The organism is Psychrobacter sp. 1Y1 (assembly GCF_051847395.2).
Classification (GTDB): domain Bacteria; phylum Pseudomonadota; class Gammaproteobacteria; order Pseudomonadales; family Moraxellaceae; genus Psychrobacter.
Map to the genome: position 1 here is coordinate 1,149,027 of NZ_JBPYDF020000001.1, position 14,706 is coordinate 1,163,732.

Below are 14,706 nucleotides of genomic sequence, written 5' to 3' on the forward strand. Positions count from 1 at the left end.
GCTGTTCCATGCCATCATCTAATACCCCGTCTGACCACTCTGCAAATCCAATTGACTCTGTATTATCGTCTAGTCGAGCGGTATATGAGACACCTTTATATTATCAGTCTCTTATCGGGCTGCTAAAGCCACTATATCGTCTGCAAGTATGGCGTCGATCTCATAGAAATGACAATTATCAGCAGGAAATCGATCAGCGTTTTGGCAAGCAGTATCCACCGCGTCCAGTGGTCAATGCTGATATCGATAAAGGGGTGATTTGGTGCCACGCAGTCTCATTAGGTGAGACCAATACGGTCGCGCCTTTATTAGATATGTTATTGGCTAATGGCTATCAGATATGGTTGACCAATACGACTCAGACAGGTTTTGCCCGTGGCGCCAGTCGTTTTGCAGAAAAGATAGCTCAGGGTCAGATGAGTCATAGCTATGTGCCAGTCGACAGCCCTACTGTGATCGAGACTTTTTTGACGCATGTACAGCCTATCGCTGCACTATTTGTAGAAACAGAGCTATGGGCAAATATCTTGACCAAGTTATCCCAACACTGTATTCCAAGTATTCTGGTCAATGGCAGGTTATCGGCTTCTTCTTTTCAGAGCTATCAAAAAATTGGTGCAGTCAGCGCCAGTATGATGAAAAACCTCTCTTTAATTATTGCGCAAGACAGCGACTCTGCTAAACGCTTTAGACAGTTAGGGGCTAGTAGCGCCCAAATTCGTGTGGCAGGCTCATTAAAGTGGGTAATCAATGCGTCCAAAACTGATGACAAAGCGGTAGAAGATAACAGTATTTATAGTAAGAAAGGTGATCTGCGAGCAGAGTTTGGTATGGCAGATCGTCCTGTGTGGGTAGCTGCGAGTACTCATGATGGCGAAGAGGCAGCAGCGTTGTCATTGCAGCAGCAACTACTGTCTCAAGCCACATTAGCAGATACCTTGCTTGTTATCGTTCCTAGACATCCTGAGCGTTTTGACGCAGTAGCAGATCTCATTCAAAAAACTGGGTTAAACATGGCTCGGCGCAGTGATGGAGATATGATTAGTGCAGATACGCAAGTCTATCTAGCAGATAGCATGGGTGAGATGATGACTTGGTATACATTGGCAAATGTAGCATTTGTGGGCGGCTCACTGGTAGATATTGGTGGGCATAATCCAGTGGAGCCTGCATGTGTGGCCACGCCTGTACTGATGGGGCGTTATACTCAGTCGTGCCAAAGCGTGATAGACAAATTGGCTGAAGTAGGCGCTTTATATCAGCCAAATAATGACTTCTATCGTCCAATCGAGTCAAATAACTCAAGTAGTTCGGATGCACAGATGGCCATTGATTACCAGTTAAAGGCGAATAAAAAAACTTCTCGTAAGAAAACAGCTTATAATCGTGAAGACGCTGTAAGTATTTATACGCAGCTAGAAACTTGGCTAAGTAATTTGCCATTAGCCGCGCAGGCAGGGCTAGCTGGCGAGCAAATGACGATACAGCAGCAAGCGGTACTGACCCGTCAATTTACTATGATTGAAAACGCAATCGAGCTGTCTTCCAACCAAGATAGCTTATGAACTGTATATTATTGCCCGCTGAAAACTTTTCAGTAGACACAGCAAAAATCGATGCCTTGTCTCAAGTCAGTCATGTGACTAAAATCCTAGGCGCAAAAGTCGGTGATACGCTTAAAATTGGCCAGATCGGCGGCAATCTTGGTGCTGCTGTCATTGAGGATATTACCGCTGACAGTATTCGGCTAGGTAATGTCCAGCTCAATACTGCGCCGCCTGCCAAATTGGATCTGACTGTCATTTTAGCGTTACCGCGTCCTAAAGTGCTACGGCGTTTAATCATGGATATGACGGCGCTTGGTGTACGCGATATCATTCTTATCAATAGCTACCGTACTCAAAAAAGCTATTGGCAAAGCCCAATGCTTGAGCGGATAGACGAGTTTGTATTAGAAGGCCTGCAACAAAGCATCGATACAATTGTTCCTAATATTATGCTACAAAAACGTTTTAAGCCATTTGTTGAAGACACACTTGCAAGTCTAATGAGCAATCGAGCGATTGTCGCGCATCCTTATAGTCAACAATCTTTTTCTGAGTTTTTACAAAAGCAATCATCACGAGAGCTACCAAATATAGTCTGCATAGGTGCTGAAGGTGGCTGGATCGACTATGAGATAGAGCTGCTGTCAGCACAAGGCTGCACGCCTGTACATATAGGCTCTCGTATTTTGCGTACGGAAGCTGCGGTCAATGCAATCTTAGGACAGTGGCTGCTTTAGATGGACACTAAAACGCGTCGCTAGACCAAACTGTTGAAAGAATGGTGAAAAATAGTTCTTAAAAATCAATGCTCAAGACTCATCACTGATATATTTGCCAGTTAAACAAATGTATTGATAATTAATCTCACTTCCATTAGTATGTTGCTTTGATATATTGTGGCCTGATTACTGTTAACGCTTAGCAAGTCATCGTTATAATCACTGTTATTTTGTCTCACCATCCGTCTTACTTTTTTTATAGCATTACTATGGGGAAAACCATGTTATTGAACGCTATCAGCGCTAATCTAACCTCTACGAAGCTTATCCTACCTGCAGCCGTATTTGGCATGATGTTGGGTCTGGCAGGTTGTAGTAATTCTTCAACCACAGAAGAGAGCGTAGAAGTAGAGTCAACAGAAACAGGTGCTGAGCAGCAAACAGCAACTGACGAAGCTACGACTGCTGATGGTCAGACGGTTACTATCTACTCATCACGCAATGAGCAGCTGATTAAGCCATTGTTAGATCGCTATACTGAGCAAACAGGTGTAAAAGTTGAACTGGTTACAGACCAAACTGGGCCTTTGATGGCACGTCTAAAAGCTGAAGGTCAGAATACTCCTGCTGATATGCTATTGACCGTTGACGCTGGTAACTTATGGCAGGCTGCAGAGCAAGGCCTATTACAACCAGTGTCATCTACTGTATTAGAAGCCAACGTCCCTGCAAAATACCGTGATCCAAAAGGTCAATGGACTGGTCTGTCACTACGTGCACGTACTATCTTTTATGACCCAAGCAAAGTCACTGCTGACCAGCTATCTACTTATGCAGATTTGGCCGATCCAAAATGGAAAGGCAAACTATGCTTACGTACCTCTAAAAAGGTCTATAACCAATCGCTTGTTGCTAGCATGATGGAGCATTTGGGCGAAGAGAAGACCGAAGCGGTTATCAAAGGGTGGGTTGATAATCTAGCGACTGATGTGTTCAGTGATGATGTTGCGATGCTAGAAGCTATCGCTGCTGGTCAGTGTGAAGTGGGTATCGCCAATAGCTACTACTATGGTCGTCTATTGGACGAAAAACCAAACTTCCCTGTGAAGATATTCTGGGCAAACCAAGGCACAACTGGTACGCACGTAAATATCTCGGGTGCTGGTGTAGTGGCAAGCTCAGACAATCCAGATGGTACGCTTAAATTGATAGAGTGGTTGTCATCTGATGAGGCACAAGGTCTTTATGCCAGCTCAGACAAAGAATTCCCAGTAAAAGTAGGTATCGATGAGTCAGACATGCTCAGATCATGGGGCGAGTTCAAAAAAGACGATATCAATGTACAGAAATTCGGTGAACTACAAACTCAAGCTATCCAAATGATGGATAAAGCGGGTTATAAATAAGGGGTCGCCAGTAATACTGATACCAATCTTAAAATCATAACTTTTAGGCAATAGTTCTCAAAGCATGGCTTTTAAACAACAGCTTTTAAAGAATAGGTTCAAAGGTTAGTCATTACAGATCAGTTATCTAAGTAATGATGATTTTGAGGTTGGTACCAGCTTACAAGGTCTCTATACGTATGACACGGTAATGATAATATGATCACAACGCCAGATGCGTCTGTTAGTCAAAATGATACTGTCAATGACGGTGTTAATGACCAGCAGACTGTCAGCCAAGACCACGCCTTTCGTAAACGTATTATCTCGAAATCAGTCTTAGGGCTGATTTCGTTGTTTATGCTAGTACCGATTTTGATCGTGCTGCTGTCGTGGACTCAGCCAGTGGCAGAGATTTGGACACACATGGCAGATTATGTACTGCCGCAAGTACTCAAAAACACGGCGATTTTATTGCTTATGGTGACTGTCGTTTCAGGCACTATTGGTACTGCTTTGGCTTGGGTCACTAGTATGTATCGCTTCCCCGGTCAGCGTTTCTTTTCGTGGGCGTTGATGTTGCCACTTGCCATCCCTGCTTATGTATTGGCATTTGTCACTATCGGCATTGTTGATTTCAGTGGGCCGTTACAGACAGCTCTGCGCGATTCCGGTATCAGTACTGCTATACCGTCGATAAGGAATGTATGGGGCGCAGGCTTGGTATTATCGCTAGCGTTTTACCCTTATGTATATTTGCTAGCGCGTCAGGCATTTTTGTCACAAGGCAGGCGAGCGATAGAAGCGGGGCAGATGCTAGGTTTGAGTCGTAGCCGTGTGTTCTTTCGGTTGGCATTACCGCAGGCACTGCCTTGGATTATAGGTGGCTTGTTGCTAGCCAGTATGGAAACCTTAGCGGATTTTGGTGCAGTATCGGTATTCAATGTCGATACTTTTACTACCGCCATTTATAAAGCATGGTTTGGTTTTTTTAGTTTGACCACAGCGGCTCAGTTAGCAGCCTTGCTCATTGGTGTGATCTTTATTGTGGTATTGTTTGAGCAGTATTGGCAAGCGAAGCGTGGTAGTTCACTTACCCAAGGTAGCAGCCACCGCTTTGACGCTAGCAAACCTGCCAAACTAGCCATGACGCTGCTGTGTACGCTGATCTTTTTAATTGCCTTTTTAATACCTTTCTTACAGCTCATCTATTGGACAGCACTGAATTTTCGCCAAGATTTTGATGCACGTTACATTGATTTTGTCACCAATAGCCTCATGATTGCTAGTATGACCACGCTGTTTATTGCCTTTTTGGCCATTATTATTGCGTGGATCAAACGGCAGTATCCTGATAAATCGACTAAGCTAATGACCACTTTAGCCAATTTAGGCTATGTCGTACCGGGGACTGTGTTGGCGGTAGGGATATTTATACCTATTGCGTGGCTTGATAATCAAATGATTGCCTTTGGTATCACCTCACAGCAAGTGCTCTCTGGCAGCGTCATTGTTATGCTACTGGCGTTATCGACGCGTTTTATGACAGTGAGTTTTCAGCCAGTTGACAGACAGTTGCAACGATTGACAGTCAATCAAGAAGCTGCTGCAAAATTACTGAGCGACAGTCCTTATCAGCGTTGGCGTCATGTAATGCTGCCTGTGCTTAGCCCTGGTGTATTGACCGCATTATTGATGGGCTTTGTCGAAGTGATGAAAGAGATGCCTATTACGCTCATGACACGGCGTCAAGGCTGGGACACGCTTGCAGTACGCGTGTTTGAAATGACGAGCGAAGGTATGTGGGGACGAGCCGCATTACCGAGTTTGCTAATCGTGTTAGTTGGCTTGCTTCCTGTCTGGATACTACTGCGTCAAAGCGATAAACACAGCTAATAGCAACAAAGTTAATAGCAATAATTTGGTATAAGTTTAACAGCACACTCGTAGTGTCAGCTATATTATAATTTGCTCTGTTTTATCGATGGTTTTACTTACTAATAGCGAACTGGTACCGTCTATGTACACTGATTCAATGAACGACTCTACAAATTCTAAGTCAGAAAAGGCTCGGGCTAACCACATGCCTGTAGCAAAATCACCACTGTCACAAAATAGAATCAATCCAGTTCAGCCGAATAAAACTGTAGAGCAGAGCAGTACCTCACAACAAAATACTGAGAAACATATCGCGACAGATCCTTACTTTAGTGTACAAAACCTAATTGTCGGCTATGACGATACTATTGTGGTTAATGGCATGTCGTTGATGCTCGAGCAAGGAGAGATTGGGTGTTTTTTGGGTTATAGCGGCTGCGGCAAGACCACGGCCTTACGAGCGATTGCAGGACTGGAGCAAAGCCGCGGCGGTACTATCCATTTAAACAATCAACGTCTAACGGAAAAAACAGCTCGGCACTCTTTTGCCGTGGCACCAGCCAAGCGCGGCATGGGGATGGTGTTTCAAGATTATGCGCTTTTTGGTCATTTGAGCGTGGCAAAAAACATTGCCTTTGGCCTCAATAAATGGTCAGCTGCTGACAAAAAAGCACGTGTGGCTGAGATGCTAAGCCTGGTCGAACTGACGGAGCATGCGGATAAACGTCCAAATGAGCTGTCCGGTGGTCAGCAGCAGCGTGTGGCACTTGCAAGAGCGCTAGCACCGAAGCCTAAATTACTACTACTTGATGAGCCATTTTCTAATCTGGACGTGGTATTACGTGAATCCTTGGCAATGAATGTCCGTGACATTCTCAAACGTACCCATACTACTGCAATCTTGGTCACTCATGACCAAAACGAAGCGTTTGCGTTAGCAGATAAAGTCGGGGTAATGGATAAGGGCAGATTGGTACAGTGGGCAACACCAAGCGAGCTGTATCATGAGCCTGTCAGTCCTTTTGTCGCTGAGTTCGTCGGCGAAGGCGCGATGATAGACGGTATCATCAAAGAAGGTCGTGTGGAGACGGCGCTTGGCAATATCTATCGCCGCATGGAAGTCTATGATGAATCAGGACAACCACAGTACTGCGAATATGATTATCCAAATGGTACACCAATCAAAGTGCTCGTGCGTCCTGACGATATCATCCATGATGATGATAGTACGCAGACAGCCTTGGTGATTGGGCGAGTGTTCCGCGGTGCCAACTATTTGTACCGTCTACAGTTAGATGACGGACAGACCATATTATCACTGGTTGCTAGCCATCATAATCATGAAATTGGTTCACATATTGGTATCTTGCCGTTATTGGAGCATGTGGTCGTGTTTGACGAAAAAGAGGTCAATGCCACCACTTGGTCAGAATATGACAGATCATCGAGAGTTGATGAAGACGTTTAGCAGCCTTCACAGCTTTTGAGTGGTTGTCTAAGTTTACCGTTTAGCCAAAATATGCAAATACCGTCCAAGCCATTTGTATGGCTCTAATTGTGAGTAGCGCAGCTCCATCCTTATCACCGCATCTGGATCGTTATGACCGCCACGCTTGAGCGGTGCATAGTCATGAAATACCCGTAGACCACTGCTACGTACCGTCTGATAATCATGCGCTTTTAGCCAAGACTCCACTTCTTCTTTAGCAACGGGATGATTGGGTGTGAGGCTTTTCTTATTGTCCGCCTTGTAGTCTGTATTATCGAGTAAATTAAAATTTCCCATGATGAGGTTGCGATAATCAAAGCTTGCAGGGTTATAAAAGCACAAAGATAGCGCGCCATCATCGGTTAGATATTGATCAAAGAAGTCCATGACGGCAGCAGGCTCTGCCAACCATTCAAGTAGCGCGTGCGATAGGATCAAATCAAACTTATCGTTTTCCTCTTTACCTAGCGTTTCTTCAAGTGTTTGGTATGGACAGACGTACCATGTGATGTCTAGCTTTTTATCAGCTTTTTCTGCGCTCGCTTTTGCCTTCTCAAGCATATTCGCTGATATGTCATTGATGACTACGCTATGACCTTGAGCAGCAAGTTCTATCGCAATTTGCGCAAGCCCTGCACCCACATCCAAGATACGTAAAGGTCGCCCAAGCGCCTCACTCATCTGTGAACTATATTCAAAAATATCACGTCGTAGTACAGCCAATCGAATCTCGCCTTTTAAACCACCATACACTTTCTTTTCGAAATGATCGGCAATGGCATCGAAACTACGATCTGCTCGTTTGTCTTCTGCTCGTTTGTTTTCTGCTGGTATAGAAAGGTTTGAGTCAGGCTGGCTATCTTGATGTTTAATTGTCATAGGTATTTAGATCAATAATTAAGAGGGTCAAATTAATAAAACTATTCAGTATTAACTAGCGTTTCAGGCGTCTGTTAATTACCCATTTAAAAACAACCTTCGCTAATACAATAACGACAAATACCACGATAACAAACACCCACATACCATTGCCTTGTAGGTTTTCTTGGTAGGCTTTTGACAAGTATGCTGATAAAGCCATCGCGACTAAAAGTGCTCCCCAACGGACATAAGGGACAGCGCGATTGTTATGGTTAGGAAAGCTAGCAACATAATCGCTCGAAAAGCTGTATAGCACCATTGCTAAAATCCAAACAATTGCAAGAATGATATCCATAATAAAAGTAGCCTGTTAGGTCGTTATTTAAGTGCTATAAAAGATGAGGTAGTGTAGCGTTTAGAAATTTTTTGTCCAGTATCACTCAAAAAATAGCTGCATCAAAGTGGTTTAAATCATAATGTGCTGATTAAAATAATATGATTTTGAAAACATTATGATGTTGAAATACAGTCTGCTTATGAAGACAGTGTGCTCATAAAAACAATTAGTTTATGTCAGAGACAGTTGTAGATGTTGTTATATTGGCTAAATATTCTAAGCATCCTAGTTGTTTGGCTAATAGAGCTTATATGCAAACCACGTATGAGCCCTATGCTCAAGATTTTAGCGTTAAATTAAATGTCATGTTGAACTGTAGATAGAAATATAAGTATCCACTCAGTTAGTCAAAATAAATCTTGTCGAGCTGTACTGAATGAGTATAGTATTCTTCTATTTAATATCCATCAGATACGGAGAATAAACAATGAAATCAATCAGCACAGCGCTACTCGCCCTAGTATTTGCCTTTACATCTATGAGCCAAGCACAAGCTCGAAATACGCCTTGTTCAGGTAAAATGGGCGGGCTGTCTCATTGCTCAGCAGATGGTAAGTTCGTCTGTAAAAATGGCAAAATCAGCCAATCAAAAAAAACCTGTCATTAGAATTATTTTAGTGTGTGTCAATAATTCAAAATATCACTGCGAATGAACCGTCTAGCTTGATTTTAATGGTACTCAGAACCCCCTAAATCAGCAAATTTGTGCTAAAATAGCTTCTTTTATTAAACATTGTTTTTAACAAAAACCGTATCACAGTTTTCTGGTTGTTTTGCACGTGCAGTAGTGTTTTTTATGGTGTCTATTTTGGTCATGACTGCCCATTTATGTGGCAGTATTTTTATATGATCTATGGGTGCCATAAGCGATGTGTCAACGTTAGAAAAAGAATGTGAGTGAAGGAGTGTATATGAGCGAATCGGTCAGTCCTATTGGCATCGTAGATGAACTAAAGCAGTCGTATTTGGATTATGCGATGAGCGTGATCGTCTCGCGTGCGCTGCCTGATGTGCGTGATGGGTTCAAACCTGTACACCGCCGCGTGATGTATGCCATGCACGTGCTATCAAACGATTATAATAAACCGTATAAAAAATCAGCACGTGTGGTCGGTGATGTTATCGGTAAGTACCATCCACATGGCGATAGTGCGGTATATGATGCCATCGTGCGTATGGCGCAGGATTTCAGCTTGCGCTATCCAATGGTTGATGGTCAAGGTAACTTTGGCTCGATCGATGATGATCCTCCGGCAGCGATGCGTTATACCGAAGTACGTATGACCAAACTGACCCACCAGATGCTCGCTGATCTGGACAAAGATACGGTCGATTGGGAAGACAACTACGACGGCTCTGAGCGCATGCCAAGCGTAATGCCAGCGCGTATTCCTAACCTATTGGTCAATGGCGCGACGGGTATTGCCGTTGGTATGGCGACCAATATGGCCCCGCATAATTTGACCGAAGTGATCAATGCTTGTTTGGCCTATGCTGAAAATCCACAAGTTTCAGCTGAAGAGTTGATGTCGCATATCTCAGGTCCTGATTTTCCTACGGGCGGTATTATCTATGGTCGCGCGGGCATTTTAGATGCTTATCGTACGGGTAAAGGCCGTTTGCATATCCGTGGTCGCTATCATATCGAGCCGATGAGCAATGCTGGCGTTAACCGTGATCGTGAGCGCATCGTATTTACCGAAGTACCTTATCAGGCCAACAAAGCCAAACTGATTGAGCGTATCGCAGAGCTTGTTCGTGATAAAAAAATCGAAGGCATTAGCGAAATTCGTGATGAGTCTGATAAAGACGGTATGCGTATCGCTATTGATTTGCGTCGCGGTGAGACGGCTGAAGTTATCGTTAATAACCTATTTCTACAAACGCCGCTAGAGTCTAGCTTTAGTATCAATATGGTGGCGCTGGATAATGGTCAGCCAAAACTATTGACCTTGCGTCAGCTTATCGCTGCATTTGTCCGTCATCGTCAAGAAGTGGTGACACGTCGTACGATTTATGAATTGAACAAAGCCCGCGTTCGTGGTCATTTGCTAGAAGGTCTAACGGTTGCTCTAGCCAATATCGACGAAATTATCGCGACGATTAAAGCTTCTGCAAACCGTGGCCTAGCACGTGAAAGCTTATTAAATAACACGTGGGGCTCAGGCAGTGTCGTTGCGATGCTTACAGCTGCTGGTAGTCAGTCAGTACGTCCTGAGTTTATCGATGGCGAAGATCCTAAAGCGCCGTTTGGTCTGATCGAAGGCGAAGAGCGTTATCGCTTATCACTTGAGCAGGTCAATGCGATTTTAGATATGCAATTGCATCGTTTGACTGGTCTTGAGCAAGATAAATTGACCGAAGAATACCAAGACTTACTGCGTGAAATCGCGCATTTAGAGTCTATCCTTGGCGATTTTGATAAGCTGATGGCGATTATCTCTAATGAGATGATCGAGATTCGCGATAACTTTGGTGATGAGCGCCGTACCGATATCATCGATTCACGTATGGACTTTAGTCGCGAAGATCTTATCCCTGAGCAAACGGTCGTCATGACGGTATCGCGTACTGGCTATGCCAAAACTCAGCCGATTGATGATTATGTTGCACAAAAACGTGGCGGTAAAGGTAAGTCTGCTACGGCAATGAAAGAAGATGATGTGATTGATCATTTAGTCGTGACATCAACGCATTCTACGGTACTGTGTTTCACTGATAGTGGACGTGTCTTTAGCTTACGTGGTTTTGAAGTGCCGATTGCCAGTCGTGGTGCTCGTGGTCGTCCATTGGTCAATCTAATTGGTCTAAATAGCGACGAAACCGTTACGACGATACTACCAATTCCAAAAATCGTAGAAGATACATCAGTAGTAAGTGAAGTATCAGAAGTAAGCAATGATGACGATTCGGTAGAAGATAGCAACCAAGCAGAGCCACCTTTTGTGTTCTTTGCCACGGCCAACGGTACAGTGAAGCGGGTAGAACTGAAGCAGTTTGCCAACATCCGCTCGAACGGTCTCATTGCAGTTGGTCTAGAAGACGGCGATAAATTGGTCAGCGCTCGTATCACTGATGGTAGCCAAGAAGTCATGTTGTTCGCTTCAAGTGGTAAAGCCATTCGTTTTGATGAAAATGATGCGCGTGCGATGGGCCGTACGGCAAAAGGCGTCCGCGGTATGCGTCTGGCTACTGACGAATTTATCAAATCATTAGTCGTTATCGAAGATGATGTACGTGAAATCTTGATTGCTTGTGAAAATGGCTTTGGTAAACGTACCTTTATTGATGAGTTCAATACACAAAATCGTGGCGGTGGCGGTGTGATCGCTATCAAGACCAGTGAGCGTAATGGCGCACTAGTACGAGCGACCAAGGTTGACTCTACCGATGATATTATCTTAATCTCTGATAAAGGCACGTTGGTTCGTACCCCAGTTGAGCATGTCGCTAGCTCTGGTCGTAATACACAAGGTGTAACATTGATTCGTCTGTCAAAAGATGAAAAACTGGTTGCCATGGCGCGTGTTGAGCACGAAGAGAGCGATGACGAGCTTATCGATGCCATGAGAGAAGACGGTACGTTTGAGGTAGAAGGTCAAGAGCAGATAGATATTGATGCGACAACTGACAATACTGCAACTACCGACGTCGATGATGCGATTGATATTGCAAACGACCATAAACCAAGTGACAATCTATAATAGACTCACTATGCATAAGACGATGACGAGTAATAGTCTTGGTAATTAGCTTTTGAGTCTAGTCTCTTAGTATTTTTCTAGAAAAAAGCCTCTGACGTTATCGTCGGAGGCTTTTGTTTTTTCATTCCCATTTTTTCAATATTGTAAATAAGGTTCTATTTTTTAAGGCTGTTGTTATGCTTACGACCAATCAAACTTTTCAGGGAACGGTTGCTTCGGTATCATCGAGCTTTTTATTCTCGATGATGTTTTTATTTGGACTGTTTATGTTGCCCTTAACAGGGACGCAGGTAGCATCATGGCGTGTGCTCATGATGTTACTCAGTTTGGTGATATTGGTCAGTTTGACTAAGCAGTGGCAACGTGTTTTTGATTATATAAAGACGCTAAAGACAATCAAGGAATGGCTAATATTTATTCTACCTGCGCCAATCCTAGGTGGGCAGATTTGGTTGTTTATGTGGGCTCCGGTCAATGGGTTTGGTCTCGATGTTACGTTGGGTTATTTCTTATTGCCGCTAGTGATGATTGTGCTTGGTCGATTCTTTTACCATGAGTATATGAGCATCTTGCAATGGGCTGCCGCGATATTTGCAGCACTCGGTATCGGCTACGATATTGTTCAGTATGGTTCAGTATCTTGGGTGACACTGTTTGTATGCTTGGGTTATCCACCGTATTATCTGCTACGCCGCACCCTTTCTGTACCGCCCATTACAGGGTTGTTGTTTGATTTGACGCTGTTAACACCAGTCGTGCTCATCGTGCTCTATATGACGGGCGGTTTTGATGTTGCGGCGCAAGACATGAAGTTTTGGTATCTGTTGCCGCTGCTTGGTGCTTTTAGTGCGCTTGCGATGTCGCTGACGATGATTGCCAGTAGCAAGTTGCCAGTATCACTATTTGGAGCATTGAGTTACATCGAGCCGATGCTGTTATTCGTATTGTCTATTACTATTTTGAGTCAAAGCCTTGAAGAAGGTGGTTCGCTCTTTATGTACGGCATGATTACGCTTGCGCTACTGGTCATGATGGCCGATAGCATCAAGGGCTACCTCGTTCGTCAGCGTAATGACCGCTTGCATGGCTATAGAGAGCTTCAGATTGGCGGCTTTCCACCGCGTCGTCACTTTATCAATCAGCGTATCGATGGCGTGCTAAAAGCCCATCGTTTTCGCAAGATTCGTCGTTACCAAAAGAAGATGGATAAGATACAGCAAAAAATCCAACAACTTGATGCAAAATAAGTACTTACCTGCATTAAATTTACTCAATTTAAAAGTTTAGACACTAGATGAATAGTGGCATTGCTTATTCATTCTGACTTTGACATAATGCCGACCATGATGTAAGCCTAATACATCAAAAGCGTTCAACTTAGATTGCGCGACGACCTTATATGCAAAAGCCTCAGACGTTCTCGTCTGAGGCTTTTGTTTTTTTTAAAAATTGCCATGGATGTGCCCCAATCTTTAAAGGCTGTTGTGATGCTAACTACTAACCAAACCTCGCAGGGTACAATCACTGCTGTCGCTGCAAATTTCTTATACTCATTGCTGTTCTTATTTGGTCTACTGCTGCAACCATTATCAGGTACGCAAGTCGCTTCGTGGCGCGTGCTGACAATGTTTTTTAGTCTAGTACTGCTGGTAAGCGTATTAAAGCAGTGGCAGCACATTTTTGATTATTTAAAAACACTAAAAAATGCAAAAGAGTGGTTTTTATTTATATTACCTACACCGATTTTGGGCGCACAAATTTGGATATTTATGTGGGCGCCAGTCAATGGCTTGGGGCTTGAGGTAACGTTGGGTTACTTCCTATATCCGATGATTATGATCGTTGTCGGCAGGTTCTTTTACAACGAAGACATGAGCTTACTTCAGTGGGCTGCTATCGTATGTGCAGGTCTTGGTATCGCTTACGATATTTTTGAGTATGGGGCTATTTCTTGGGCGACTTTATTTGTTTGCTTGGGTTATCCTCCTTATTATCTACTACGCCGCAAGTTGGCTGTGCCGCCTATTACTGGTCTGATTTCAGACCTTGTATTATTGTTACCAGTGGTATTGGTCGCGCTGTATATGAATGGCGGTTTTGAAGTAGCAATCACCAACCACAAGCTTTGGTATCTGTTGCCGTTATTAGGCATCATCAGTACCGCTGCAATGTCACTAACAATGGTAGCGAGTCAGAAGCTGCCTGTCTCACTATTTGGGACTTTGTGCTACCTTGAGCCAATATTCTTGTTTATCTTCTCAATCGCAATTTTAGATCGTAACTTACATGATGGTGGCTCCATGCTGATGTACAGCATGATTTTCATCGCATTGCTGATTATGATTGCTGATAGCGCATTAGGTTATATGGCGCGTAAACGTGAAGACCGTTTACATGGCTACAATGAGCCACAAGTAGGCAGTTTTCCACCACGTCGCCGCCTGAAAAATCGCCGTATTAAAGGCGTGCTAATCGCGCATCGATTCCGCCAGATCAAAAAATATCAGCAAAAGATAGATAAAATGACGCGTAAGATTGAAGCATTACATTTAGATTGATGTCAAAGAGTACGCCGTCTTAGATAGTATCGATTCGGTAGGCATAGTTTTCCAGCATGTCTGCCAACTCACAGTATTAAAGAAGTACAAATTACGCTATTATCGAGAGCAGTAGTGCCGCGATTGAGTGAACATATGGCGCTATATCTGAGATATTATGGCTGATTT

The 14,706-nt window shown here is 43.7% G+C and carries 11 protein-coding genes; 9 read left to right on the plus strand and 2 right to left on the minus strand.

Annotated features, from left to right (window positions below; translation table 11 throughout):
* The first annotated feature begins 8 nt into the window (after nt 1-8).
* The 5 genes from ACS8FA_RS18930 (at nt 9) to ACS8FA_RS18950 (ending at nt 6,997) form a co-directional block, all read left to right on the plus strand.
* Entirely contained in the window at nt 9-1,565 is a 1,557-nt protein-coding gene (locus ACS8FA_RS18930) for a 3-deoxy-D-manno-octulosonic acid transferase (protein WP_439265762.1), read from the plus strand.
* Nucleotides 1,562-2,284, plus strand: coding sequence for a 16S rRNA (uracil(1498)-N(3))-methyltransferase (locus ACS8FA_RS18935; RefSeq protein ID WP_439265760.1), 723 nt, complete (start codon nt 1,562-1,564; stop codon nt 2,282-2,284). The genes ACS8FA_RS18930 and ACS8FA_RS18935 overlap by 4 nt, the downstream gene beginning before the upstream one ends.
* A 263-nt stretch (nt 2,285-2,547) precedes the next feature.
* Nucleotides 2,548-3,672 (plus strand): extracellular solute-binding protein, encoded by a 1,125-nt coding sequence (locus ACS8FA_RS18940; RefSeq protein WP_439265758.1) that lies wholly within the window; start codon nt 2,548-2,550, stop codon nt 3,670-3,672.
* Nucleotides 3,673-3,870: 198 nt separating this feature from the next.
* Nucleotides 3,871-5,547 carry an ABC transporter permease gene (locus tag ACS8FA_RS18945; protein WP_439265756.1) on the plus strand — a complete coding sequence of 559 codons (1,677 nt, stop codon included), beginning with the start codon at nt 3,871-3,873 and terminating at the stop codon, nt 5,545-5,547.
* Nucleotides 5,548-5,671: 124 nt separating this feature from the next.
* Complete coding sequence (locus tag ACS8FA_RS18950; RefSeq protein ID WP_439265754.1) at nt 5,672-6,997, plus strand: ABC transporter ATP-binding protein; 1,326 nt, start codon at nt 5,672-5,674, stop codon at nt 6,995-6,997.
* 33 nt (nt 6,998-7,030) lie between these two features.
* Here ACS8FA_RS18950 and ACS8FA_RS18955 read toward each other — a convergent pair whose 3' ends face one another.
* Both ACS8FA_RS18955 and ACS8FA_RS18960 read right to left on the minus strand, forming a co-directional pair.
* Nucleotides 7,031-7,897: a methyltransferase domain-containing protein gene (locus ACS8FA_RS18955; RefSeq protein ID WP_439265753.1), complete on the minus strand. Its 867-nt coding sequence runs from the start codon at nt 7,895-7,897 to the stop codon at nt 7,031-7,033.
* A gap of 55 nt (nt 7,898-7,952) precedes the next feature.
* Complete coding sequence (locus tag ACS8FA_RS18960; protein WP_101206189.1) at nt 7,953-8,234, minus strand: hypothetical protein; 282 nt, start codon at nt 8,232-8,234, stop codon at nt 7,953-7,955.
* A 469-nt stretch (nt 8,235-8,703) separates the two neighbouring features.
* Between ACS8FA_RS18960 and ACS8FA_RS18965 the strand changes: the two genes are divergently transcribed.
* The 4 genes from ACS8FA_RS18965 to rarD (ACS8FA_RS18980) all read left to right on the plus strand — a co-directional run bounded on the left by ACS8FA_RS18965 (nt 8,704) and on the right by rarD (ACS8FA_RS18980) (nt 14,538).
* The gene (locus ACS8FA_RS18965; RefSeq protein ID WP_160021614.1) at nt 8,704-8,883 is read left to right on the plus strand and encodes a YdcA family protein; all 180 of its coding nucleotides are present in this window, start codon (nt 8,704-8,706) and stop codon (nt 8,881-8,883) included.
* 304 nt (nt 8,884-9,187) lie between these two features.
* Nucleotides 9,188-11,980 (plus strand): DNA gyrase subunit A, encoded by a 2,793-nt coding sequence (gene gyrA / locus ACS8FA_RS18970; RefSeq protein WP_439265751.1) that lies wholly within the window; start codon nt 9,188-9,190, stop codon nt 11,978-11,980.
* 176 nt (nt 11,981-12,156) lie between these two features.
* Nucleotides 12,157-13,227 (plus strand): EamA family transporter RarD, encoded by a 1,071-nt coding sequence (rarD, locus tag ACS8FA_RS18975; RefSeq protein ID WP_439265749.1) that lies wholly within the window; start codon nt 12,157-12,159, stop codon nt 13,225-13,227.
* A 240-nt stretch (nt 13,228-13,467) separates the two neighbouring features.
* Complete coding sequence (rarD, locus tag ACS8FA_RS18980; RefSeq protein ID WP_057759099.1) at nt 13,468-14,538, plus strand: EamA family transporter RarD; 1,071 nt, start codon at nt 13,468-13,470, stop codon at nt 14,536-14,538.
* The last annotated feature ends 168 nt before the right edge of the window (nt 14,539-14,706 follow it).